Here is a 23,177-nt window from a genome sequence, read left to right as displayed (position 1 = left end):
GTGAGTCCAAGGATTGGATTTACTGATTTTTCATTTTTTTAATTTTTTAGACAGGCAAGGCAACTCAAGCAGTGCAAAGCAGGCTGAATACGGACCTTTTGGAGCTTTTCGTCCGTCCAATCTTTCAGATGAAAAAGACGATATTTAACTCTCCCGTCCTTTGCAGAAATATGATTTTCACAATTGTACACATTGCCTTCCCAATCGATGGTTAATGAGTCTTTGCAAGGCAAAGGCTGATCATCATGTCTTCCGATTTTTGTTTGCAGCTCTTGAAAAAATCCAGCCTTTTCACCTTCAGCAGAAAGGCAATTCATCATTCTTCCCACCGGTGAATACATCTTTTCTTGAAAATCACTGAAACGGATACCCCATTTCGATTTCCACTCTTCGAAATGCACCTCGCCTGACTTGGAATTAGGTACTTTCAAGTGCTTCCAAATTAGCTTTAGCTCTAAATCTGAATCCTCAGAAGCATATCCCAGGCGGTTGAGGTAGCGAACCACAGATAAAAAAGTCTTGAAGGTCTTTGGACCACGGATCTGATCCATTTGAGCTTCGTCTAAAGTTGGTACATAAACAGATAAGGCTACTTGATGCTCCTGAAGAAAGCGAGGCAAAGCCTGAAAGTAACCCGGGTCCTTCATGGCTGTCACATGAGTATGAAGTACCAGTCTTGTCTTGGGACTTTTTTCACGGATCTGTTTCACGATCCACCGAAAGTATGGGGACATCTCAGGTGCCCCTCCTTTGAAAGAAATCTCTTCAAACTGCTCCTTCTCGATCAGGCTGATCACTCGATGTACCATCTCATGACGCATAAATTCCGAGCTCTCTGGCTTTGCATCATGAGGACAAAAACTGCAAGAGTGATTACAGACTTTTCCCAAAAAAAGCTGAAGCTTCCGAATCGACTGAGGAGCTGGAATGGCGTGATGAGAAAGGAAAGAATCAATTTTGCTGAGTTCTTGTCCATCTCCTTTCGAAGAGGGAAAAAAATCGAAATCTTTCTTCTGAGTTTTGACCAATCGTTTTTCCATGATTTCCTTATTTGGAAGGAAGTACGAGGTGGGCCTACTGATTGGATCACTTAGAAATAAAAAAAGCCCAGATGATCACACGGATTACCTGGGCTAAATTGTAATGGCTTTTTTTAAAAATGTTTCCAGCCTTGAGCTTTGATCGCAGCAGCCGTACCACTCTTGGTCACTAGAAACTTCCCCTCCTCAGGCTTGGTGATATGCCCGATGAAGTGCACATCCGGATGTTTTTCCAGCTTTCCAAAATCCTTCTGATCAATGGTGAATAGCAATTCATAATCTTCTCCCCCATTCAGCACACAGGTGATGGGATCTAGATTCAGCTCTACCGCTGTGTCAAAAGTCTGCTTATCAATCGGTAATTTATCTTCATAGATAGTGGCTCCGACATTGGAAGATTTACAGATATGAAAAATCTCTGAAGCCAAGCCATCGGAAATATCCATCATCGAGGTTGGCACTACCCCCAACTCCCGAAGCTCATGGATAATATCCATTCGGGCATCCGGTTTGAGCTGTCGACCGGTAACAATGGTGTACTTCTCAAGGTCAGGTCTCATATCTGGATTGGCAAGGAATACCTGCTTCTCACGCTCTAAAATCTGCAGTCCTACCAAAGCACCTCCTAAGTCACCCGTCACGCAAAGAATATCATTCTCCTTAGCTCCGTTTCTGTAGGTGATCTGTTCCTTTTGAGCTTCTCCAATTGCAGTAATGGAGATCACCAATCCACTTCGGGAAGCAGTCGTATCTCCACCTACCAAATCAACACCATAGTGCTCACATGCCGCTCGAATTCCCGAATACAAAGCATCCACCGCTTCTACCGAAAATCGGTTGGACAAGGCAATACTTACGGTAATCTGCTTTGGAATCCCATTCATGGCAGCAATATCCGAGACATTGACAGCCACGGCCTTGAACCCTACATGTGGCAAGGGAGCATAAGCCAAATCAAAATGCACCCCTTCCAAAAGCAAGTCGGTTGTCACTACTTTGACATGGTCACCTGCGTCTATCACAGCCGCATCATCCCCGATTCCCTTCAGCGTTGAATCATTTTTGATTTTTACCTTTTCGTTCAAATGATCGATCAGGCCAAACTCACCCAAATCACTTATTTCTGTTCTTTTTTCTGACATATCTTATTGAACCAAGTACTAAGCCCAAAGGACCAAGAAGCATATTTTGACTTGGCATCTTTAAAGTTGGACTTTTTCTATTTACGATTTACTACTTACAAATTTTTCTCCTGACACAACTCCACCAACACACCATTCGTGCTTCGTGGGTGCAAAAATACCACTAATTTATTGTCTGCCCCCTCTTTGGGCGTTTCATTCAGGATTTCGAATCCTTCCCCTTTCAATCGTTCCACTTCAGCATGGATATCTTCCACATCAAAAGCGATATGATGAATGCCTTCCGATTTTCTTTCCAAATACTTAGCAATAGGGCTATCCGGGCGAGTCGCCTGAAGGAGTTCTACTTTTGTCTCTCCTACCTGGAAAAAAGAGGTTTCCACCCCTTCTCCGGCTACTGTCTCAGTTTTGAAATGGCTCTTCCCCAATAATTTATGGAAGAGTTCATTGGATTTTTCCAAATCAGAAACAGCGATGCCGATATGCTCTATTTTTCTCATTTTTATAATTCTTATATTTGTAATCGAATCTTTTGGAGCCAAGGCTTGTTTATGCTCCTGAACCGAAACTAGTACGCAAAGTTAAGAATATATGATCATCGTTTCTGATAAGGCCAAAGAACGCATCCTCGAGCTTAAAAGAGAGGAAGGGCGTACCGAAAATGAAAACATCCGAGTTTCCGTCAAAGGCGGTGGCTGTTCCGGATTGATGTATGATTTGGGATTTGATGCCAATTTGGTGGATTCCGATCATGTCTTTGAAGACAAGGGTATCAAAATCATCGTAGATCGAAAGAGCCTTCTTTACCTTGCTGGCACCACACTTGAATTTAGCGATGGACTGAATGGAAAAGGCTTCCAATTTGTGAACCCCAATGCCAGCAGAACCTGTGGATGCGGTGAAAGCTTCTCGGTCTAAGCAGCAGATTGAATAATTCTAAAGCAGCCTTTGGGTTGCTTTTTTTATTTTCTAAAAAACCCTTCTCCAAAATCCCTTCCAATCCTTACCTTTGGGCGACAGAAAAATAGCCCAATAATCATGGAAGAAACCATCAAAAAAATCCAATTGAATGACCTACACATTGCCCTAGGTGGCAAAATGGTCCCATTTGCAGGTTTTAATATGCCCGTTCGCTACAGTTCAGACAAAGAAGAGCATCTCTGCGTACGAAATGGAGTTGGAGTATTTGATGTTTCCCACATGGGTGAATTCTTGGTAGAGGGACCCAATGCTTTGGCTCTGACCCAAAAAGTTTGCTCCAATGATGCTTCCAAACTAGTGGAGGGGCAGGCTCAATATTCTTGCTTTCCCAATGAAACCGGAGGAATCGTCGATGATCTAATCGTATACAAGTATTCCGACGAGAAATACATGTTGGTGGTAAATGCTTCCAATATCGAAAAAGACTGGAATTGGGTAAATCAGCATAACACCATGGGAGCCGAGCTGAAAAACATCTCTGACGAGCTTTCTCTTTTTGCAGTGCAGGGACCGAAAGCTATTGAGGCCGTACAATCGCTGACTCCAGTCAATCTTTCGGAAGTGAAATTCTACCACTTTACCGTAGGTGAATTTGCAGGTGTGGCTGATGTGATCATTTCAGGGACTGGTTATACAGGTGCAGGAGGATTTGAGATTTATGTGAAAAACGAGGATGCTGAAAAGGTGTGGAATGCCATTTTCGAGGCTGGGAAAGATTTTGACATCAAGCCTATCGGATTAGGAGCTCGCGATACTTTGCGGATGGAAATGGGCTATTGTCTCTACGGAAACGATATTGATGACACCACCTCTCCGATTGAAGCGGGCTTGGGTTGGATCACCAAATTCACTAAGGATTTTATCAACTCAGAAGCCCTAAAAGCTCAAAAAGAGGCTGGAGTGACCCGAAAGCTAGTAGGCTTTGTCATGCAGGAGCGGGGAATTCCTCGCGGACATTATCCAATCGTGGATGGTTCCGGCGAACTGATCGGCGAAGTTACGAGCGGAACCATGTCTCCTTCTATGGAAGTAGGTATTGGTTTGGGCTATGTCAAGACAGAATTCAGCAAAGCAGGAACTGAAATTTTTATCCAAATCCGAAATAAAAGCTTGAAAGCTCAGGTAGAAAAGCTTCCTCTTTTGAAAGGATGAATCAGTTAGAAGTTTGTTTTAGCCCAGAATTAATCCACCTCCACGAGCTCGAAGGAAAGATCGTAGTGGTGGTAGATATCTTCCGGGCCACTTCTACTATGGTGGCGGCACTTGCCAACGGAATCGAAGAGATAGAGACCTTTGCAGATTTGGAAACCTGCCGGACCATGAAGCAAAAAGGTTATCTAATTGCAGGAGAGCGAAATGGCCAAACCGTAGAGGGCTTTGACCTCGGGAATTCACCGGTTGCTCTTCTGGACAACAGCTTTTCTGGTCAGAAATTGGCCATGACAACCACCAATGGGACCCTGGCAATTTCCAAATCCGAAGGTGCCTCAGAAATTCTAATCGGAGCCTTTCCCAATCTTTCCGCAACTGTCAAGTACATCCAATCCCAAAAGAAGGATGTTCTCATCCATTGTGCCGGTTGGAAAGGTCGATTCAACTTAGAAGACTCCCTCTATGCCGGAGCTTTGGCTAAGGCCTTGGAATCCACACATGAAAGCAGTGATGATGGAGCCATGGCGATGAAAAGTCTCTTCGAAAAAGAAGGACATCAGCTCAAAAAGTACCTGAGTCAAGCCTCGCACGCCAAGCGACTACAAAACCACGGAATCGAAAAAGACATTGATTTTTGCCTGACCTTTGATTTGTACGAATTGGTGGGGAAGGTTGAGGGACAGGTTTTGAGGGCAATCGATAATTAGGCTTGACCTATATTTTATTTTTTTCAATTATTTTATTTATTTAGGTGGATAAAATAACATAGTTATGATCGGTTTTCTTTGGAGTGTATTCTGCCTAATTTTCTTTATAACTTTCATTTTCTTTTTCTTTAAGGTTTTTACTTTGGGAGTGAAGCAGCTATCCTACAAACAAAGAATTTTAGCTTCTCCACCACTTTTGATTGGTGTTCTAAGTTTGTTTGCAGCACTTGCTTCTACCAATCAGCAAACAACATCAATAACTCCTCCAGATGGATATATCACTAAAGTAAAAAGCATTCCTTACTCAAAAACCAACGATCTGTATGTCTTCTACTTTGCCCACCGAGAGACAGGCGAAATTCTTCCTCATAAGTCAGAAGCTTACCTTGGCGGGTTTACTTTAGGGCGAAGGTGGAATCACTTCGGAGTCATTCCAAAGGAAGATAGCCTCCAAGTAACAGGCTCCATGATATATTCCCTCATGGGATTAAAATTTTTCAGCCCAGGATCAGAACCTTTGATGGTAGCAATTGAGGAATGAAAGAGGGTTAGTATTTCTCATTTTTTTTAAAGGATATAAAATTGAGCTATTTTCAGCAATCATTATCCAAAACCAGCATGAGATACTTATTTATAGCCTTACTTTCCATTTCTCTATTTTCCTGTGAGAATTCCTCCACCCAAACCGAAAAGCCCCGAGTTGCCATAGCCGGCTTGGCCATTGAGTCCAGTACTTTTTCCCCTGCCCGATCCACAGCTGAATTCTTCAAAGCTCGAATCGGCGACGACGTTTTCAATTATTATCCTTTTCTATCAGAGGATTCTGAGAATAGAGCCAGAGCCAATTGGTTTCCAACGCTCCGAGGTCATGCCATACCCGGCGGGATGGTTACGCGAGAAGCTTATGATTCGCTGGTGAATCTGACACTGGAAATGCTGCGTGAAAACCTTCCCTACGACGGCTTGTTTTTTGACATTCATGGCGCTATGAGCGTAGAGGGTTTAGATGATCCTGAAGGAGATTTTATCATCAAAGTTCGTGAAGTGGTTGGCGATGAAACTCTGATCTCCACCTCCATGGATCTTCATGGGAATGTTTCCAAGCGATTGGCTGAAAATACAGACCTGATCACCTGCTATCGGATGGCCCCACATGAGGATGCCTTGGAATCCAAGCAAAGAGCATTAGAAAATCTACTCGACAGGCTTGAAAGCGGTAAAGGAAAGCCAGCTTACAAGGCTTGGATTCCAGTTCCAATTCTCCTGCCCGGAGAAAAAACAAGCACTCGCATCGAACCAGGAAAATCACTTTATGCCAAAGTAGATCCTGAAACAAAAAAAGAGGAGGTGATTGATGCTGCCATTTGGATTGGCTATGCTTGGGCCGATGAACCACGGAATCATGCGGTAGTGATGGTGACAGGAGATGACGAAACGGCGGTAAAAGAAAGTGCAGAATTTTTGGCTCAGAGTTTTTGGGATGTTCGCCATGAATTTGATTTTGTAGCTCCGGTAGCCTATCTCGACGAAAGCTTGGAAATGGCCTTGAATAGTGAAAAGAAGCCTTTTGTAATCTCGGATATGGGAGACAACCCCACAGCCGGAGGAGCAGGTGATGTAACCTGGACCTTAAATGAACTGCTTCAAAGACCTGAATTTCAATCCGAATCTGGCCCGAAATTGATTTATGCCTCCATCCCTGGACCTGATCTGATAGCTAAAGCAAAAGAGGCCGAAATAGGCTCTACCGTGGAAGGGTTTGTAGGTGCGATGGTAGATGACCGGTTTGCTCCACCCCTTTTGCTCAAGGGAAAATTACTGGCACTCAAAGAAGGAGATCTAGATGCCAAAACGGAAGCGGTGATTCAAGTGGGTTCGATCAAAGTGATCGTTACCGAAAAGAGGAAGCCTTACCATCATGAAAAGGACTTTACGGACCTTGGTTTAGAACCTAGAAGGACAGATATTTTGGTAGTAAAAATCGGATATTTAGTACCTGAGCTATATGATCTTCGCGGTGACTGGATCATGGCATTGACTCCGGGTGGAGTAGATCAGGACTTGGAAAGACTGGGACACAAACGCATCATCCGTCCCATGTATCCCTTGGATAAGGATATGGAAGATCCCGACTTATCGGTTAGGTGGATTGAAAAATCAGGGAATTAATTATCAAGCTTCAAAAGCCAACAATAGTCTTTTGACTAAGTGATTTTAGTCATCAAAGTTCGGTGAGATTTAGCCTATTCTTGTAGAAACAAAACCCGAAAAACATGTTCAAAAAGCACCCACTACAAGAAGAATTCCCTGAGTTTGAAGCAAAAATCCACGACTTGAAAACGGAAAATGAGCACTTTAAAAAGTTGTTTGAGGAATACGATGAGGTGGATCATGAAATCTACCGCGTAGAGTCAGATGCTGTACCGGCTTCTGATGAGACGGCTAATCAACTCCGAATTAAGCGACTACATTTAAAAGATGAGATTTATAAGTTTTTGAAAGAAAACTAAGAAAAAACACGGTCCTCAAGACCGTGTTTTTTTATTTTAACTTCTCATTTTTTTGATGACGGTCTTTATCCCGAATATTCTTCTTTTCGAAGTTTTTGCGAAGGGCTTCTGTCAAATCGACACCCGTTTGATTAGCCAGACAAATCAAAACCCAAAGCACATCAGCCATTTCATCTCCAAGATCCTTTCCTTTGTCTGATTCTTTGAAAGATTGTTCGCCATAAGTTCTAGCCATTAGACGCGCCAGTTCTCCTACTTCCTCCATCAATATGGTCATGTTGGTTAGTTCATTGAAATAGCGAACACCCACCGTTTTGATCCACTGATCTACTTTTTCTTGGGCTTCAGCCAAGGTAATTTCTTGCTTTATTGAGTCCATAAAGAAATAATTTCGGATTTCATTCCGAAAGTAACTAAGAAAAAATAGAAGGGATTAGCTACTTTTCAGAAAAATCCGAAATATGAAGGCATTGGTCTACGAACAGTTTCAAACTAGTCCAAAAATTCAGAAAGTTACAGATCCCACCCCTGAGAATAATGGCGTGGTCATTGAAGTCAAAGCAACTGGACTTTGTAGGTCTGATTGGCATGGATGGATGGGGCATGATGCCGATATTGAATTACCGCACGTTCCGGGTCATGAATTTGCAGGGATAATCTCAGCTGTTGGCAAAGAGGTAAAAAAATGGAAAATCGGAGATCGGGTGACTGTTCCTTTTGTTTGCGCCTGTGGAGTCTGTCCTACCTGTGCCTCGGGAAACCAACAAGTTTGTGATGATCAATTTCAGCCAGGTTTCACCCATTGGGGTTCTTTTGCAGAATATGTACGAATCGACAGGGCAAATACTAATCTGGTAGCTATTCCAGAATCCATGGAATTTGAAACTGCAGCTAGCCTAGGTTGCCGCTTCGCCACTTCCTTTCGTGCGGTGGTAGATCAGGGAAAGGTATCCGGAGGACAATGGGTAGCTGTCTTTGGCTGCGGAGGTGTGGGAATTTCTGCCATCATGATTGCCAAAGCATTAGGTGCTCAAGTGCTTGCTGTTGACATATCCGAGAAACAATTGGAAATGGCAAAAAAGCTTGGCGCAGATGTCCTTTTAAACCCTATGACTGAATCAGCAATCCCAGCAGCAATTCTCGAAATCACCCATGGTGGTGCTCATGTTTCTTTGGACTGTTTAGGGAAAAGTCAATTGGCTTATGATTCGGTGGCTAGCCTGAGAAAAAGAGGAAAACATATCCAAGTTGGTCTTCTTTTGGATTCAGAAAAAGACACTGCCCTACCCATGAATTTGGTTATTGCCAAGGAGCTAGAGATCCTTGGTAGTCATGGCATGCAAGCTTGGAGATACCAAGAAATGCTTGAAATGATCCACAAGGGCAAACTAAAGCCAGAGTCTCTAATCGGTAAAAAAATTTCCTTGGAAGAAGCCACAAAAGCTCTCCCTGAAATGAATAAATTTGAAAATCAAGGAATTACCATCATCAATCAATTCTAAAATGGGTCCGAAAGCAGAAAGCATCGAAGAGTATTTCAGCTGGTTTCCAATCGAAAAGCAGGAAAAACTCCAACAAATAAGACAAACACTTAAAAAGGTACTCCCTGAAGCAAAAGAGGTCATCAGCTATCACATGCCTGCATTCAAAACCTCAGAGGTCCTTGTTTACTATGCAGCTATGAAAAATCACTTGGGCTTTTACCCCACTGCTTCCGGAGTCAAAGCTTTTGCTGAGGAACTAAAGGATTACCCAACTTCAAAGGGAGTCGTACAGCTTCCTTATGAAGGAGATCTACCTTTAGAACTTATCCAAAAAATTGCACTTTTTCGCAAGGAAGAAGCTTTTCAAAAAGTAGCTGAAAAAGCCAAATCAACTAAGGCTCTTTAATTCCTGTACCAGACTATCCAACTCAGACTCGAAATTGTAAATATGAGTGGAAACCCGAATAGCATTTAATCCTGCTTCGTGAACTCCCCTAATCCGAATCTTTTTCTGACCAAGGGCTTTCGCAATATCCCGATAATCAGTGTCGGGAATCCGAAAAGTCACTACTGAAATCCGAGAGTCTTTTTCCTCAGGACTGAGTATTTCTAATTTATCAAGCTGTCCTAATGACTGATATAGGTAGTCATTTAGCTCCCGAATTCTTGCTTCGATCCTAGCCTTTCCTATTTCCTGATGAAAACCAACCGCAGCTAGTACCCCTTCATGCATGGGAGTACTTTGGGTGCCATAATCGTAGCGATGGGCAGAATCGGTGTAGCCACCAAAAACAACTTCCTTATCGTTCAAAACCCAACTTTTCTCGGACTTAGCTCCAACATAAAAGGCTTGTAAGGTATCAAGCAATTCTTCTCGCACATACAGAAAGCCCGTACCATTGGGCCCAAGCATCCATTTGTGAAAGCAACCTGCATAAAAATCGCAACCCAGATCTTTGAGATTTAAGTCGAAAGTGCCGGCACCATGAGCTCCATCAATGGCCGTCCAAATCCCTTTTTTCCTGGCAAATTCAGAAACCTCCCGAATCGGAAAGACTGTACCCGTCGTACAAGTCACATGAGGAATGGCTATAGCTTTTGTCCGAGATGAGACTAGATTCTTGATCGCTTTAAAATTTTCCTCCTGTGTATCCTTTGGCTCAAATACCCGCAGGACAATCCCATCCAAACTCATGCGGTTAAGCCAAGGGATTGCATTTCCTGCATGCTCATGTGAAGTCACGATTACTTCATCACCGGCTTGCAAAGGAAGGCCCTGTGCCATAATATTGATCCCCTCTGTCGTGTTATGAGTCAAGGAAATCTCAGTTGACTTTACCCCAAAAAACTCAGAAATTTTCTCCCTTCCAGATCCGGGATTCCCATAATTTCCGGTCCGATTGGTTTTGTCAAATGAATCTTGAACCGCTTTGAGTACTGGAAAAGGAGAAGGTCCAAATGTTCCATTATTCAGATAGATACGATCTTTTTCCAAAGGGAATTGAAGGCGAATTTGGTCCCAGGATTGTTGATATAGAGGCATGGATAGACCTGGAAACTCCAAGTTATTCCATGCTGCAGGAGCCATCCAGGCCAAACCCATTTTTTGAATGAAACTTCTTCTCGAGTTCATAAGATGATTTTAAAAAAATAAAATACATCTTTTAATTCAAAAACCAGTTCGATCTTTTGAATTCGGAAGGAAGGTTATTTTGATGGTAATTCGAAAATCTGATCTACAGCATCCGGCACATCCTCGGGATAGTGGCTGACAAAAATTAAACTGATGCTTGAGAGCTCACAAAGCTTTTGTACTGTATTTGTGAAAAGCTTTCGTTGGGCAAGATCGAGACCTTGGGAGGCTTCATCCAAAATAAGAAGCCGAGGCTTTTTAATCAAGGCACGGGCGAGAAGGGCCCACCGCTGTTGGTCCAAAGAAATTCTGTGAATAGGTTGATTAGCCAAAGACTCTAGTTCAAATACCTTCATCCATTTCAAGGCCAGTTCTTCTTCCTCCGCACTGACCTTTTTGAACAAACCCATGGTGTCAAATAAACCACTCAGGATTACTTTTCTGCAGGTTTGATTGGAGGGGAAAAAACGCGTCAATTCTGGAGCGACAAACCCTGTGGGCTTTTTGACATCCCAAATGGATTCTCCTGTACCTCTTTTTTGACCAAAAAGCCAAATATTCTGAGAATAAGCCTGCGGATTCTCACCAATGAGGAGTGAAATTAGCGTGGACTTTCCCGATCCATTTGCTCCCTTTAAAAGCCATCGCTCTCCAGCTTTAAGCTCCCAGTTGACTGCGTCCAAAATAGTCTTGCCTTGGTAGCTGATAGTGACATTTTGAAGAGCAATTAAGCTCTCTTGTATTGGTTTTTCTTGGGGTAATAATTCTTGCAATAAAGCCCAATTCCAGTCTTTTTCCTTTTCAATTCTTGAAGCGAGTGTAAATTGGCTAGAATCCCAGACCTTAGCCAAACCCGTATGATCCAGAAGACCAATTTTCTTAATACCTGAAGGAATATCCTGAGGATTGCAAGTAATCAAGATTTGCACTCCTTCTTTTTGAATGGCAGTAATTATCTCCCCAAAAGCCGCTCGACTTGCTATATCTAACCCGGTGGTTGGATGATCCATCAAGAAAATATCGGGTTGACGCATCAATCCTGCTGCAATAGCCAAGCGCCTAGTTTCTCCATTGGAAAGTTTAAGCAGGGATTCCTCACGAAGGTCCTTCAAGTTTAGTAGTACAAGTACCTTTTCCAGAGTCCAGGGTCCATCTTGCTTGGACTGAACGGTTGATAAATATTTTTCTACTGTTTCTGTTTCTTCTGATTCAGCCGAATTGAAGCGCTGCTGAAAATAGAAGTTTTGCTGATTGAATTTATTTCTGAATTCATAGCGCTGAGATACATAGGCCATTAGGTCACGAAAACTAGCCACTTCCTTCCTTTGTCTTTTTGCACTTAAATATTGATTGGCAAAAGGTCTGGTGACAGTTCCTGACTTGACAACTGTATTCCCGCGTAGGGTTTCCTGAAAGGCAGTTTGTAGCCAACCAGATTCGCTTAGGATAGCCCAACTTTCATCTGAATCCCAACAAAAATCCAAATTTGAAAAGGCATTTATTCCCTTAAAAATTATTTGTCCATCGGATATTTTTATAAGAGGGGCAGGCAATTAAATCGAGTTTTTAAATGAAAAGGAATAGAAAACTTGAGGCTGAATTAACGAAAAAAACCAAAGATTCAAATTTATTCCGAAGGACGATAGAATTCCTAAATGCAACATTTTTGCATTTAAAATGATAATTAACCTTGCATTAAATTAAAATAATTACATTTTTTCCTTTTTAATTTTTAATAATAATTTTCAGGCTTTATATTGACTTAAGTTTTAAAATTTATCTTTTACTATTTCTAACAACTATCTTATGCTTAAATTTTCCAAAATGCGAGAGATTCCTTCTGGTTTCAATCGCTTCTTTAAACCACAATCTGGGAGGTCCTCTTTAGGATTTACCTTAGCTACTGCAGCTGGACTTCTGACTTTCACGGCATGTTCTGAATTAAGTCAGGATACCGTCGTTCAAACACAAGCGGTGGATCAGAGTCGAACCTTTGAGTTACCACAACAACCAGAGGGAGAACCTGTAGTCATCACCGTACCTAAGGCTGACGAATCTCTTGCTGATGCTAATGCAAGGAGGAGAGGCGGTGGATCTGAACGTGTCCGTTTTAATATACAATTAGAATTTTTGACACCAGTGACTGCTGCTCAAGAACAAGTCTTCAGGGAGTCTGCTGCTAGATGGGAGCAAATCATTATCAAAGATGTACCCAACATTTCAGGTCCAATTCCTGGTGCTTTTGGGGGCTTAGTTATTCCACCAGGAGAGCAAGTGGATGACATAGTTATTGAAGTTGTACTACAAAATATAGATGGGCCAGGTAATATCTTAGGAGCTGCAGGACCAAGATTTTTTAGACTCGCAGATAATTTACCTCTTTCAGGATTCATGTTCTTTGATACATCAGACTTAGACTTTCTAGATTCTTTTGGTCTATTTGATGAGGTGATTGTCCATGAAATGGGACATGTTTTGGGTGTAGGTACGGCCTGGGATTTGACTTTTGATGGGGTTAACTTTGAAAGGCAACTTATAGCAGGAACTGAAGAAAATCCATTTTTTACAGGAAGATTTGGAAATATTCACTGGAGAGCAGCGGGTGGAGAAAATGCCCTTCCTATAGAAGGTGCGGCAGCAGGACCAGGTACAGCATTTTCTCATTGGAGTGAAGACATCCTTGATAACGAGTTAATGACAGGATTCTTAAACCTAGGTGTCAATCCACTCAGCCGAATTACTGCAGGGTCACTTAGAGATCTTGGATATGGGGTAGCATTAGTAGGAGACCCTTATTCTGTAAGAGACCAAATTGTAGCCAGATTAAATACAGAAGCTGGTGAAGGTATTCACATCGCTGAGCGAGAGATTCTATACAAGCCAGTTGGTTACATAAAAGTAGAATAGGCTATTGAAAGCTATTAAAAGTGCCTGAACTTGACTTTAGGCACTTTTTTTATACCCTATTCTTTGTGTCAATGGTTATCGTCACCGGTCCATCATTTATTAAAGCGACTTTCATATCGGCACCAAACTCACCTGTTCCGATCTTTTTTCCCAATTCGATTTCAAGAGCTTGGATCATCTTTTCGTAAAGTGGAATCGCTACAGGAGGCTTGGCCGCTTTAATGTAAGAAGGACGGTTTCCTTTTTTGGTACTCGCATGTAAAGTAAACTGGGAAATCAATAAAATATCCCCACCTACATCCAGCAAACTTCGATTCATTACTTCCTGATCATCAGGGAAGATCCTAAGATTCACCATCTTTTTTGATAGCCACTCGATATCTTCTTCTGTGTCTGCATCCTCAATCCCCAACAAAACCATCAAACCTAATCCAATTTCAGATTTGATTTTACCTTCTATTTTGACGGAAGCTTCGGATACCCGTTGGATTACTGCTATCATGTTATTTTTTGGCTGTTAGGTCCTGCATTTCGCCCGAACTGACGCGCTCCAGCCCTACTCTTTTCGAGTCTGAATCGACCAAAACCATGGATTTGGCTACCTGATAATCATAGATAGGACGGAAGTTTTTGAAAAGCTTTAACCATACCAATGGTTTCATTAGAATGGTGGCTACTTGCTCCCCAAAACGAAATTCGGAACGATTTCCTAATAATAGAGAAGGCTGATAAATCTTCAAGCGATCAAACCCGATTTGTTGTAAATCCTTCTCGGTTTGACCTTTGACTTTGTTGTAAAAAATGGATGAATCGGCATCTGCCCCGGTAGCCGAGACATAATGAAAGGATTTGGCTCCCAAACTTTTTGCCCAATTTGCAAAGCCGATTACCAAATCATGATCAATTTCAAAGAAGCGTTCCTTTGAACCAGCATTTTTGATGGTAGTCCCCAAAGAACAAAAAGCTGAAATTTCACAGTTTTCATTTTCAATGGCCTTCACTAATTCTTGATATTCTCCGCCGAGGCTCTGGGAATTGATTTCATTCTGCCAATCCCAACCATGAATCTTTGAAAGATCACCTGAAATCTGAATGAGCTTTGGATCCTTCAAGGCAAGCGTCCTTCGACCTACGCTGATGATGTAATCAAAAGAATTACTTTTTAGCAATTGATGTAACACTTGCATTCCGATAAGCCCGGAAGTACCAGAAATAAGGGCTATGTTCATATTCCAAAGGCATTTTCAAAGCAAGCTTCCATTTCTTTTTCCAAGGTTTGATTCTTGTCCTTGGCATACCAAAAATGTACTTCTTCGATGTATTCCTGAAAAGACTTTCCATCAGGATTATTCTTAAAAGCTTTCTGCTTTTCGATCAGATACTGTGGTTTTGGTCCCCAAGTAAAAAACTCTCGCTGCAATCCAGGGCTCAAAGCGACCAATTTTGGTATGGATCGAGCTCCGTTTGTAAGATGAGCATCCATGATATCCAGGTTTTCATCCCGAAGGATCAATCTTACCTGAATATTGGGATTGAATTCTGCAAGTTTATAGATGTAAGGAATGTTTTGACCGGCATCTCCACACCAAGCCTCCGTGATTATCAACCAAATCTGAGGAGGAAGTTTCTTTACCTTTTCTACCATTCGCTCGGAAACTTTGGCGATTTTATCCCATTTGCGCATTCGTTGAATAGCAATACGAGTGTAATCGATATAAGCCTGGGATTGATTCTCTCCTGTCGTTTTCCCTTGAGCAAAAAGTCTATCAGCCAGATCTTTATACTCTTGATAAGTCATCGCCCCGGCAATGGTATCGGCGGTGATTGTTTGCATTTTAGTCACTTGTTCCAGCATAGATGGGTGGATGGATTTGTGAGACTAACAGCAGGATTTACAGCTGAGTTCGTTCCCAGTCCAAAAACTCCTCCACTTCATCTTTGAGCTTTGCAAAGACAGCCAAAATCACCGAAAGATCATCAGCAAAGCCAAAAACTCCCAGAAAATCCGGGATGATATCTATAGGAGATAAAAAATAAACCAAGGCCAATACAACCAAGCCCAAGGTTGAGCTCGAGAGCTTTTTGACACCGGAGAAATGAGCCTTGAGCATACGAATAAAAATGGAAATCGGCTCCACCAACTTCTTGACACGGGGATTACCCCCAAAGTCTACCAGCTTTTGCTTTACTCCAGCAATCAATTCTTTGACCTTTCCTTCTTTTTGGGCCAAGCCTTCTACCTGCTTGCCAAATAGGGCTTTGGCTTGATCGAGTAGTTGATGGGCTTTATCGCTGATTTTTGACATGGCTATTAGAAATAAATATTGATCTCTGACTTGACCTGCTTTAAAGCATAAGCGATGGCATCATTTTTTCGTTCCAAGGATAAAGCGAATATGGCTTTGGCCAAATCCATACCCTTTGATTGCTCTTCTCCGAGGCCTTGTCGACTTAGGTTGATAATGGTTGTGACTTCCTCGATCGCTCTTTTGACAGCTTCCCAGGTTTCCTCTGAGAAATAAACCTGTTGGGAATAATTATGGCTAAACTCCTCCCGCACTTCAGACAAAAGAACGGAATGCAACTCCGCAGCAGTCATCCCGGAGGCATTGGCACGTCTGACCAGATTATTGGGAGTGATTCGCTCCAGCAAAAGGCATAAGCGTTCAGCAGCCTGAAGTCTTACTGGTAGAATAGTCTGCGAATTTTGGGTTTTCAACTCAATGAGCATTTTCTCACGCTCTTTGGAGATAAACGACACGATGACTAAGTACATGCCATAGAGCACCACTCCTGCAGGGAGTACAATTTTGAGTAATTCTACTAAATAGTCCATAAATCAGATCTCGAATGTCCGAATATCCTAAAATTATCCGGCCTTATAAACGTATCCTTGTGTAAATTTGTAAAGTCTTCGAACCAATTTCCTGCCAAAAACATTCGAAATACATGCTCACCCCGATAAGTATTAGCGAAAAAGCAGAAGCTGAAATCAAAAACATCATTCAGCACAAAAATATTCCTTTGGATTATTTCCTCCGAGTGGGAGTCAAAGGCGGCGGATGTGGGGGTATGTCCTATGCTTTGGGCTTTGACAAACCGAAGGAAGAGGATCAAAAATTCGAAATCAACGGTATACCCGTTTTAATCGAAAAACGTCATTACATGTTTTTGATGGGAATGCAGATTGACTTTTTTGAAGGAGATGAAGCTCGGGGATTCACTTTTGTCAATCCGGACCTGCCAAAAAGACACGATCAATAGCTTTTATTTGTAAATTCATGGAAAGCCCAAAGCCATGAAAAAACACCATTTTATTCTTTCATTCCTCTGCATCCTTTGCTTTGCAGCCAATGCTCAAGAGGTAAAAAGACTTGAGGATGGACAGTCTCCCGGAAAGGGAAACCTTTCTCAGGTAAGTTGGCTAGAAGGATTTTGGTCAGGTCCCGGCTTGGGTGGAGACTGTGAGGAAGTTTGGCTTCCTGCTAGAGACGGGCAAATGATGGGGACTTTTCGTTTTTTTGATCAAGGAAAGCTCATTTTTAGTGAGTTGTTTTTCCTAAGTGAAGAAAATGAATCTATGACCTTGAAGCTAAAGCACTTCAGCGCAGATTTGACAGCTTGGGAAGATAAAGATGAATGGGTAGAATTCCGCCTAATTGAAATCGAGGATCAGACGATTTGGTTAGATGGGTTGACGATGAAGAGGGAAGGCGATAACTTGACTGTTTGGGTGGAATTGGAAAGTGGGGACCAATCGAGTGTTGCTGCTTTTGAATATACAAGGAGGGATTTTTAATAATCCTCGAAACCGGGCTTTACCAAATCCCAAAACTCATCCAAGGCAATCATTCGGGGTTTCAAAAAGCTGATGATCTCCGGCCATTCTTCTTCATTTAGCACATTGACTCCCGGTTTGACCTTTTCGATTTTGGAAATTACCTGACCAAATTCATTTTGTTCGTGTAGCTTCCATTCCCAAGCTTCCTTAGTGCTTTCTTCCAAGATTTTACGAAGCTGTCCAAACTGCTCAAAAAACAGCTCCTGAAGCTCCTCATCCCGATGCGTGATTTCAATTCCTATAGAAGCGAAGCCTCGCTCAGCTTTCATCCGAAAATAAATTTCCTTGACCCCTGTCTTATAATTCTGCCAGTTGACCCGGCGACCTTGGGCATTGGGAATGGGACGCATGTAGGCACCAAAAGCTGTCCAGAAGCTTTTTCGGATTCGGGAGAGTTCCGCTTTGGTGTACATCTTAGTAAGACTTATGCGAGTCCTTGGGCAATACGATTATAAAGTCTCCTCCAGAGGCATTAAACTCATCCAAGCTATCCAATTGATCTTGCTCTACCGTATGGATATTGATGATTTTTTTGTCCGGGAAACTCCTTTTGACATACCAAAGAATCCCCTCTCCTTCTTTGCTATGGTAGGAGCCATTGACATGGTAGATTTGTTTTCCCTGCTCTAAGGATTCAAAAAGTGATTCTCCCATCGTAGCATCTTTGAGTGCCTGGGCCTGAATCATATAATCTGAATTGCCTGGTGCCCCGTGCATCATTCCTCGCATAGCCTCATAGCCCGGTAGCGTCATATCAATTGCAACTGGAAGCGTAGCGAAATAGGCTTTGGCTTCATCGCTCAAGTAATCTAAAGTTTCAATACCTCCCCTGCTAACGAGCGATGCATAGCGCCTTGGTACATTTGAGGCGATGAATGGGATTTGATTTTCTTTAGCAAAAAGCATCAAGGGTTTGTAATCAGTAAGGTAATTATTCCAGAGCTTAGCCTCCGTCTCAAAGTTCTTATCCGTGATTTTTCCGGCCATCCACTCGTCGATCAAAAGCTGATCATCTCGCTCAAAAAACTCTGATGCAAACACAAGGCGATCATTTTCCTCTGAAAGTGATTTAAAAACTTGTAGCTGTAGCCAATGAGCAAGGCTATTATTATGTAGCTCTCCAAAGAATACGAGATCAGCTTTTTTTGACTCCTTCTCCATCTTTTCGAAACTTATGGCCTTGCCTTTGGAATCAAATATCTGATAGGGAACTCCCTGTCCTTTTAAGGACTGGAAGGATAAAATGAAAATCGTAAGAGCAAAAATGGAATTACGCATAATCTTCCGGGTATTGAATTTGAACAGCTGAATACTTCACCAATCCACCGAGAGCAGGACCATGTTTTTTCAATGTCAGTCGAATCTCTTTAGTTTTTGGATAGGCCTCTAAAATATCTTGCACGATCAGGTGTCCCAAATGTTCGAGAAGTTTCACTTTGACATCCATTCTGCCTTTGATGATTCGGTATAGAACAGAGTAATCAACCGTGGCTTTCAGGTCATCATGGAGCATAGCATCACGAAATTCGGTCTCCAATTCGAGATCTAAAGTGAAGCGATTTCCGAGAATAGACTCCTCCGGATAGGCACCATGATAGGCGTGAAATTCAATTCCTTCCAGTGATACTTTCCCCATTAGTCAAATTGGTCAAAAAATGATCCTGATTGATTTGCATCGTCTTTTGGCTGCGGCTTAGGAGGAGCTTGCTGATTTTTGATCTCCACTTTTTTAGGTTCTTCCTCCTCCTCCTGCACTTCCTCAGATTGATCCGAGACTTCTTCCTCTACATCCATTTCAGGCTGTACATCCGGAGTGCTATCGTGGATTTCGAGTTCGATTTCCTCCTCGATGATTTCCATTTCCTCCATTGGATCTTCTAACACTTCCTCTTCTACTTTCACTTGAGTATTACCCATTGATTGGGAAAGCTGTTCAGATAAAGATTCAAGATTGGCAAATGTAAAAGCCTGCGAGCGACTCAGTTCATCCACTGCCCGAGCGTGGGCCTTCGCGTCGATCCGATTGAAATGTGCGTCAGAAAGGTCAATCTGATTCAGCATATCCTGCGATATCCTGCGAAGACTTTTGACCAAAAGTTCCCGCTGCTCGACCAAGCTTTCGTAGCTTCTGACCAAGCCCTGCATGCTTTCTCTGAGCTCTACAATCGTTTCTTTAGCTTTGCTCTCAGCAGCTGCGATAATGACTGCCGCATCGGCATCGGCCTTTTTCTTTGCTTCACCGATGATCTTATCTGCGTAATCATTCGCATTCTTCGCACTGGCATTTGCCTCTTCGATGATTTGATCGGCTGCTGCATTTGCCTCTTCGATAATACTAGCTCCAGTATCTTCGGCGGTTTTCAAAGTCCTAAAAAGCGAATCCTCCACATCTTTCAGCCGCTTGGCTTCTGCTTCTGTCTGTTGAAGTTTACTTTTCAATTCAAGATTTTCCTGATTGAGCTGCTCATAAGCTTGACTCACATGTTCTAGAAATTCCTCTACTTGCTTTTTTTCATAACCTCGGAAGCCCGTTTCGAAGGATTTCTTGCGTATTTCGGTAGGTGATATTTTCATTTTTTTAATTTCTTTTTTTTCAGCAAAATCCGCTCAAGTACCAATTAGGTAGAGTGGAATTTCTTTAAACATCCACTTTGTGAGAATGTATTTTAAGGGCACTTCATATTTCTTGTTCTAATCCAAGATTCCAAATGGAAATGGTCCGATCATCAGAAATGGAGATAATATCATTCGAGTAACTACTCCAGATGACCTTATTGACTGAGGTTCCGTGCCCAGCATTCCTTGCCTTATCGATGACTTTCAATAATTTTCTTTCTTCCGGACTCCATATTTTGATGGATTTATCCATGGAGCAAGTCACCAAAAGCTGCCCATCCTCCCGAAAATCTAGGAAATTAATCGCATACATGTGAGCTACCACATCCTCCTCCAATTCGTAGGGATCGGTTTTCCAAAACTTCAAGTGGGCATCTCTAGAACCGCTAACCAAGTAGCTTTCATCCGGGGAATATCGCAAGGCAAAAACCGAATTGGTATGGCTTTTTAAATTAGCAATTGGCTTGAAATCCTCAGCCAAATCCAAAATTTTAACACTGTGATCAGAAAGCCCAAGAGCAAGATGCATTTTTTCAACGGCCACATCCATCACACGAATACTCTTCGAACTCAGCTTGATGTGTTTCTTCACAGCGCGGGAAGAAATATCGACAATCGTTAAAACTCCATCCCCATCTCCAACAAGAATTTGGTCACCGACCACAGTGATATGGAAAATGGCAAATTCCGTCATTTTCAGGGACCAAATCTCTTTGTTTTCGTTCAGATCAATGACGTGAATTCCCTCAAAATTATGTCCTATGATTAAGTAATTTCGCTGATGATCGATCGCTAGCGAATAGACAGAATGCGGAAGTTTGGCGATGAGTTTACCGTCCTTAGGATTGTCCAAGTCCCACTCTACCACCATTCCATCACCTGCACCAGTATAAAAGTACCGAGGATCGGATCCTTCGGTCAAAGCATAGATACAGTCATTGTGCCCGGTGAGACTGTGTAATTTATTAACTTGGATTTTTGACATATATTGGCTTCTAATAGGAACGCCCTTTCGGCCTATGCAAACAAAAATAGAAAAAATTGATTCCCAATCGGTCTTGGTTCTAAAGAATATTCAGGACCAAGCTATGGATCAATTAGATTTCCTCAGCTTCCGCGAAAAGCTATCTTATGCCAATATTTCTCATCATGAAAAACGGAAGGAATGGGCATCTTCCCGAATGGCCATCAAGGAAGCCATGGACGCTCTAAACATCCCTTATCCGGGCTTTTTCAAAGATGAACATGGCAAATCCCAAGTCATGAAAGGGGGAGGCCAAGTGAGCTTAAGTCATACTCAAGGCTATGCGGGAGCAATTTTTCACCGAGATCTTCCCGTTGGTATTGATATGGATTTGGTCAGGGAAAAAATCCTCCGGATTGGCTTTCGATTCTTAGATCAAAAGGAACTGGATTTCCTCAAAAAGGACCCCGTACACTACACCATGGCCTGGTCTGCCAAAGAATCCATTTTCAAGTGTCAGGGAAAAAAAGGAGTTTCTTTCAGGGAAAACATTCTATTGGAACCTTTCGAGCCGGATGCGCAACTCATCAAGGGAAAAATTCGAGGAACGGAATTTGCAGATCACCATTATCAAGTTCGGGTAGAAAAAATCCAGGACGTCATTCTCACTTACACCATTTGGTAGCATGAATCTTAAAATACTTTTCGTTTTTTCCTTTTTTATCATTTCTCAGGCCATAGTCGCACAGAGTCTAGGAGACATTTCACTTCAAGATGCAGTGACAGGTAAGACACAAACCATCGCAGACCTTACCGATCAGAAAGGATTGGTTTTGATCTATTTTGACCTGAATTGTCCTTTTACCAAAATGTACGAGGGAAGGATCAAGGCACTTCGGACTAAATTCAGTAATCAAGGCTTCCGCTTCGCTTTGATTCATTCCGACTCAAAGGCATCTGCAGATGAACTTAAAAACTACATCGATTCCTCCGGCATGAATATGCCATTCTTTATACAATCAGGAACTGAGGCGAATCAAGGCTTGGGAGTAGTAAAAATCCCGGAAGCTTTTTTGATTAGCAAACAGGAGGACATACCCACGGTCATTTATCATGGAGCGATCGATAATAATCCCCAAGCGGAAAATGCGGTCAGCGAGCGTTTTCTCGAGCGGGCCATCAATCAATTTTTGGGAGGAAATATGCCTAGTCCTTCTCAAGTTCGGGCTACAGGCTGTAACCTGAGAAGTTTCTAATCAGCTTTCAAGAATCTGAAGAAGCTCTTGGATTTCCAGCACCTTCTCAGCTTCACCTAATTTTTCAAAAGCAAAGGCTAAGTTCCGCAGGGACCTCATCACGATCTGATGGGAATCGGTGGGCTCAAAAAATTCCTCTTTGGGTGCGATTTTCAAATGCTCCAAATAATTGTAGATATCCTGTCTTCGGAATATCAAGCCCTTGTTGAAGGCATTGATGTAAAAAGTGATGTCAGCAGAATTGTAAGTCAGTACAAATAGATTGGGAAGATTGACTCCGTAAACTGGCAGCCCCAATTTCTGAGCGACTAGCATATAGATCGCGCAAAGAGAAATGGGGTTTCCTTTTTTAGTATCCAAAACCGATGAAAGCATGGAATTAGCCGGAGAGTGAAAGTTTTTGGTATTGGCGGAAAATCTCAGAGAATTGAACAAGACATTATTGATGATCCGGATTTGGTCATAAGGACCCAAATCTGACTTAAAAGCTGTCCACACTTCAAAGTAAATCTGATGCATGTCCGCGTTAAGCTTTTCAAACTCCAGGTCAGGATATTGATAGGTATTGATGATCCAAAGTCCTGTTAGCAAGTCCTTATCTTCAGACTTTTTCCATTCTTCCAGCCTTTCTTTCAGTTGCAAAAACTGAAGCTCATGCACCAAAAACTCAATCTCCCGCTGAATACCCGGATCAAAGCTATTTTCCCATTTCTTTTCCAAAAAAGGGATGATTTCCGCTCCCAAAGAAATAATTCGGTCACGGACGTGGGTTTTCACTTCCTGATCGCTATCATCCAGGAGGGTGACCAAAGCATTCAATTCAGAAGGACTGAGTTCGCTCATTAGTTTAATTTAAAAAAAATATATGAAGGATTGAGTTTGTGAAGTGAAATTTCAAGGTGAATTCTGAGAGGGAGATGGTAAAAAGTAAGTGGTATTCGTGA

At 42.2% G+C, this 23,177-nt stretch carries 30 protein-coding genes; 13 read left to right on the top strand and 17 right to left on the bottom strand.

Features of this window, described 5'->3' with window-relative positions; genetic code table 11:
- Positions 1-38: 38 nt before the first annotated feature.
- The 3 genes from CDH51_RS16600 to mce all read right to left on the bottom strand — a co-directional run bounded on the left by CDH51_RS16600 (position 39) and on the right by mce (position 2,682).
- Complete coding sequence (locus tag CDH51_RS16600) at positions 39-1,040, bottom strand: radical SAM protein (protein WP_100629664.1); 1,002 nt, start codon at positions 1,038-1,040, stop codon at positions 39-41.
- Between the two features lie 113 nt (positions 1,041-1,153).
- Positions 1,154-2,182 (bottom strand): thiamine-phosphate kinase, encoded by a 1,029-nt coding sequence (thiL, locus tag CDH51_RS16595; protein ID WP_100629663.1) that lies wholly within the window; start codon positions 2,180-2,182, stop codon positions 1,154-1,156.
- 95 nt (positions 2,183-2,277) lie between these two features.
- On the bottom strand, positions 2,278-2,682 hold the full coding sequence (gene mce, locus CDH51_RS16590) for a methylmalonyl-CoA epimerase (RefSeq protein WP_100629662.1): 405 nt from the start codon (positions 2,680-2,682) through the stop codon (positions 2,278-2,280).
- A gap of 91 nt (positions 2,683-2,773) precedes the next feature.
- Between mce and CDH51_RS16585 the strand changes: the two genes are divergently transcribed.
- From CDH51_RS16585 to CDH51_RS16560, 6 genes are all read left to right on the top strand, one after another.
- Positions 2,774-3,100 (top strand): HesB/IscA family protein, encoded by a 327-nt coding sequence (locus CDH51_RS16585; RefSeq protein WP_026947238.1) that lies wholly within the window; start codon positions 2,774-2,776, stop codon positions 3,098-3,100.
- A gap of 120 nt (positions 3,101-3,220) precedes the next feature.
- On the top strand, positions 3,221-4,315 hold the full coding sequence (gene gcvT / locus CDH51_RS16580; protein ID WP_100629661.1) for a glycine cleavage system aminomethyltransferase GcvT: 1,095 nt from the start codon (positions 3,221-3,223) through the stop codon (positions 4,313-4,315).
- Positions 4,312-5,022 carry a 2-phosphosulfolactate phosphatase gene (locus CDH51_RS16575; RefSeq protein ID WP_100629660.1) on the top strand — a complete coding sequence of 237 codons (711 nt, stop codon included), beginning with the start codon at positions 4,312-4,314 and terminating at the stop codon, positions 5,020-5,022. Before gcvT ends, CDH51_RS16575 begins: the two co-directional genes overlap by 4 nt.
- Before the next feature lie 64 nt (positions 5,023-5,086).
- Complete coding sequence (locus CDH51_RS16570) at positions 5,087-5,563, top strand: hypothetical protein (protein WP_100629659.1); 477 nt, start codon at positions 5,087-5,089, stop codon at positions 5,561-5,563.
- Positions 5,564-5,640: 77 nt separating this feature from the next.
- Positions 5,641-7,191, top strand: a complete 1,551-nt coding sequence (locus CDH51_RS16565; protein ID WP_100629658.1) for a M81 family metallopeptidase — start codon at positions 5,641-5,643, stop codon at positions 7,189-7,191.
- Positions 7,192-7,295: 104 nt separating this feature from the next.
- Complete coding sequence (locus CDH51_RS16560) at positions 7,296-7,532, top strand: YdcH family protein (RefSeq protein ID WP_026947232.1); 237 nt, start codon at positions 7,296-7,298, stop codon at positions 7,530-7,532.
- 31 nt (positions 7,533-7,563) lie between these two features.
- Here CDH51_RS16560 and CDH51_RS16555 read toward each other — a convergent pair whose 3' ends face one another.
- Positions 7,564-7,911 (bottom strand): nucleotide pyrophosphohydrolase, encoded by a 348-nt coding sequence (locus CDH51_RS16555; protein ID WP_198514330.1) that lies wholly within the window; start codon positions 7,909-7,911, stop codon positions 7,564-7,566.
- A gap of 82 nt (positions 7,912-7,993) precedes the next feature.
- On the opposite strand from CDH51_RS16555, the gene CDH51_RS16550 reads away from it, so the two are divergent.
- Positions 7,994-9,034, top strand: a complete 1,041-nt coding sequence (locus CDH51_RS16550) for a zinc-dependent alcohol dehydrogenase family protein (RefSeq protein ID WP_100629657.1) — start codon at positions 7,994-7,996, stop codon at positions 9,032-9,034.
- Position 9,035: 1 nt separating this feature from the next.
- Complete coding sequence (locus tag CDH51_RS16545) at positions 9,036-9,422, top strand: iron chaperone (RefSeq protein ID WP_100629656.1); 387 nt, start codon at positions 9,036-9,038, stop codon at positions 9,420-9,422.
- Here CDH51_RS16545 and CDH51_RS16540 read toward each other — a convergent pair.
- Together CDH51_RS16540 and CDH51_RS16535 are read right to left on the bottom strand one after the other, a co-directional pair.
- The gene (locus CDH51_RS16540; protein WP_100629655.1) at positions 9,405-10,649 is read right to left on the bottom strand and encodes an aminotransferase class V-fold PLP-dependent enzyme; all 1,245 of its coding nucleotides are present in this window, start codon (positions 10,647-10,649) and stop codon (positions 9,405-9,407) included. The genes CDH51_RS16545 and CDH51_RS16540 overlap by 18 nt on opposite strands.
- A 74-nt stretch (positions 10,650-10,723) precedes the next feature.
- Complete coding sequence (locus CDH51_RS16535) at positions 10,724-12,202, bottom strand: ATP-binding cassette domain-containing protein (protein ID WP_100629654.1); 1,479 nt, start codon at positions 12,200-12,202, stop codon at positions 10,724-10,726.
- Between the two features lie 253 nt (positions 12,203-12,455).
- Here CDH51_RS16535 and CDH51_RS16530 point away from each other — a divergent pair, with 253 nt between their 5' ends.
- Positions 12,456-13,556 carry a hypothetical protein gene (locus tag CDH51_RS16530; protein WP_100629653.1) on the top strand — a complete coding sequence of 367 codons (1,101 nt, stop codon included), beginning with the start codon at positions 12,456-12,458 and terminating at the stop codon, positions 13,554-13,556.
- A 49-nt stretch (positions 13,557-13,605) separates the two neighbouring features.
- On the opposite strand, the gene dtd is transcribed toward CDH51_RS16530, so the two are convergent.
- From dtd to CDH51_RS16505, 5 genes are read right to left on the bottom strand one after another with little or no spacing between them, the layout of a single operon-like run.
- Complete coding sequence (gene dtd, locus CDH51_RS16525; RefSeq protein WP_100629652.1) at positions 13,606-14,058, bottom strand: D-aminoacyl-tRNA deacylase; 453 nt, start codon at positions 14,056-14,058, stop codon at positions 13,606-13,608.
- A 1-nt stretch (position 14,059) separates the two neighbouring features.
- The gene (locus tag CDH51_RS16520; RefSeq protein ID WP_100629651.1) at positions 14,060-14,785 is read right to left on the bottom strand and encodes a Rossmann-fold NAD(P)-binding domain-containing protein; all 726 of its coding nucleotides are present in this window, start codon (positions 14,783-14,785) and stop codon (positions 14,060-14,062) included.
- The gene (locus CDH51_RS16515; protein WP_100629862.1) at positions 14,782-15,390 is read right to left on the bottom strand and encodes a thioredoxin family protein; all 609 of its coding nucleotides are present in this window, start codon (positions 15,388-15,390) and stop codon (positions 14,782-14,784) included. Before CDH51_RS16515 ends, CDH51_RS16520 begins: the two co-directional genes overlap by 4 nt.
- A gap of 58 nt (positions 15,391-15,448) precedes the next feature.
- Positions 15,449-15,862, bottom strand: coding sequence for a YkvA family protein (locus CDH51_RS16510; protein WP_024283084.1), 414 nt, complete (start codon positions 15,860-15,862; stop codon positions 15,449-15,451).
- Between the two features lie 5 nt (positions 15,863-15,867).
- Positions 15,868-16,392 (bottom strand): DUF7935 family protein, encoded by a 525-nt coding sequence (locus tag CDH51_RS16505; RefSeq protein WP_100629650.1) that lies wholly within the window; start codon positions 16,390-16,392, stop codon positions 15,868-15,870.
- Positions 16,393-16,505: 113 nt separating this feature from the next.
- Between CDH51_RS16505 and CDH51_RS16500 the strand changes: the two genes are divergently transcribed.
- Entirely contained in the window at positions 16,506-16,820 is a 315-nt protein-coding gene (locus CDH51_RS16500) for a HesB/IscA family protein (RefSeq protein ID WP_024283086.1), read from the top strand.
- 34 nt (positions 16,821-16,854) lie between these two features.
- Entirely contained in the window at positions 16,855-17,355 is a 501-nt protein-coding gene (locus tag CDH51_RS16495; protein ID WP_100629649.1) for a DUF6265 family protein, read from the top strand.
- Here the strand turns inward: CDH51_RS16495 and CDH51_RS16490 are convergent.
- From CDH51_RS16490 to CDH51_RS16470, 5 genes are all read right to left on the bottom strand, one after another.
- The gene (locus tag CDH51_RS16490; protein ID WP_100629648.1) at positions 17,352-17,810 is read right to left on the bottom strand and encodes a DUF4268 domain-containing protein; all 459 of its coding nucleotides are present in this window, start codon (positions 17,808-17,810) and stop codon (positions 17,352-17,354) included. The two genes, CDH51_RS16495 and CDH51_RS16490, sit on opposite strands and share 4 nt — an antisense overlap.
- Position 17,811: 1 nt before the next feature.
- Positions 17,812-18,675, bottom strand: coding sequence for a ChaN family lipoprotein (locus CDH51_RS16485; RefSeq protein WP_100629647.1), 864 nt, complete (start codon positions 18,673-18,675; stop codon positions 17,812-17,814).
- Positions 18,668-19,033 carry a dihydroneopterin aldolase gene (gene folB, locus CDH51_RS16480; RefSeq protein ID WP_026947216.1) on the bottom strand — a complete coding sequence of 122 codons (366 nt, stop codon included), beginning with the start codon at positions 19,031-19,033 and terminating at the stop codon, positions 18,668-18,670. The genes CDH51_RS16485 and folB overlap by 8 nt, the downstream gene beginning before the upstream one ends.
- The gene (locus CDH51_RS16475) at positions 19,033-19,971 is read right to left on the bottom strand and encodes a DivIVA domain-containing protein (RefSeq protein WP_100629646.1); all 939 of its coding nucleotides are present in this window, start codon (positions 19,969-19,971) and stop codon (positions 19,033-19,035) included. The genes folB and CDH51_RS16475 overlap by 1 nt, the downstream gene beginning before the upstream one ends.
- Positions 19,972-20,074: 103 nt before the next feature.
- Positions 20,075-20,998, bottom strand: a complete 924-nt coding sequence (locus tag CDH51_RS16470; protein ID WP_100629645.1) for a WD40 repeat domain-containing protein — start codon at positions 20,996-20,998, stop codon at positions 20,075-20,077.
- 34 nt (positions 20,999-21,032) lie between these two features.
- On the opposite strand from CDH51_RS16470, the gene CDH51_RS16465 reads away from it, so the two are divergent.
- Positions 21,033-21,662 carry a 4'-phosphopantetheinyl transferase family protein gene (locus CDH51_RS16465; RefSeq protein WP_100629644.1) on the top strand — a complete coding sequence of 210 codons (630 nt, stop codon included), beginning with the start codon at positions 21,033-21,035 and terminating at the stop codon, positions 21,660-21,662.
- A 1-nt stretch (position 21,663) separates the two neighbouring features.
- Positions 21,664-22,233, top strand: a complete 570-nt coding sequence (locus CDH51_RS16460) for a redoxin domain-containing protein (protein ID WP_100629643.1) — start codon at positions 21,664-21,666, stop codon at positions 22,231-22,233.
- Here the strand turns inward: CDH51_RS16460 and CDH51_RS16455 are convergent, their stop codons facing one another.
- Positions 22,234-23,076: a transglutaminase-like domain-containing protein gene (locus CDH51_RS16455; protein WP_024283098.1), complete on the bottom strand. Its 843-nt coding sequence runs from the start codon at positions 23,074-23,076 to the stop codon at positions 22,234-22,236.
- Positions 23,077-23,177: the final 101 nt, after the last annotated feature.

Origin of the sequence: Algoriphagus formosus (genome assembly GCF_002807035.1) — a bacterium.
GTDB lineage: Bacteria > Bacteroidota > Bacteroidia > Cytophagales > Cyclobacteriaceae > Algoriphagus > Algoriphagus formosus.
This window is presented reverse-complemented; position numbering and strand designations above follow the sequence as displayed.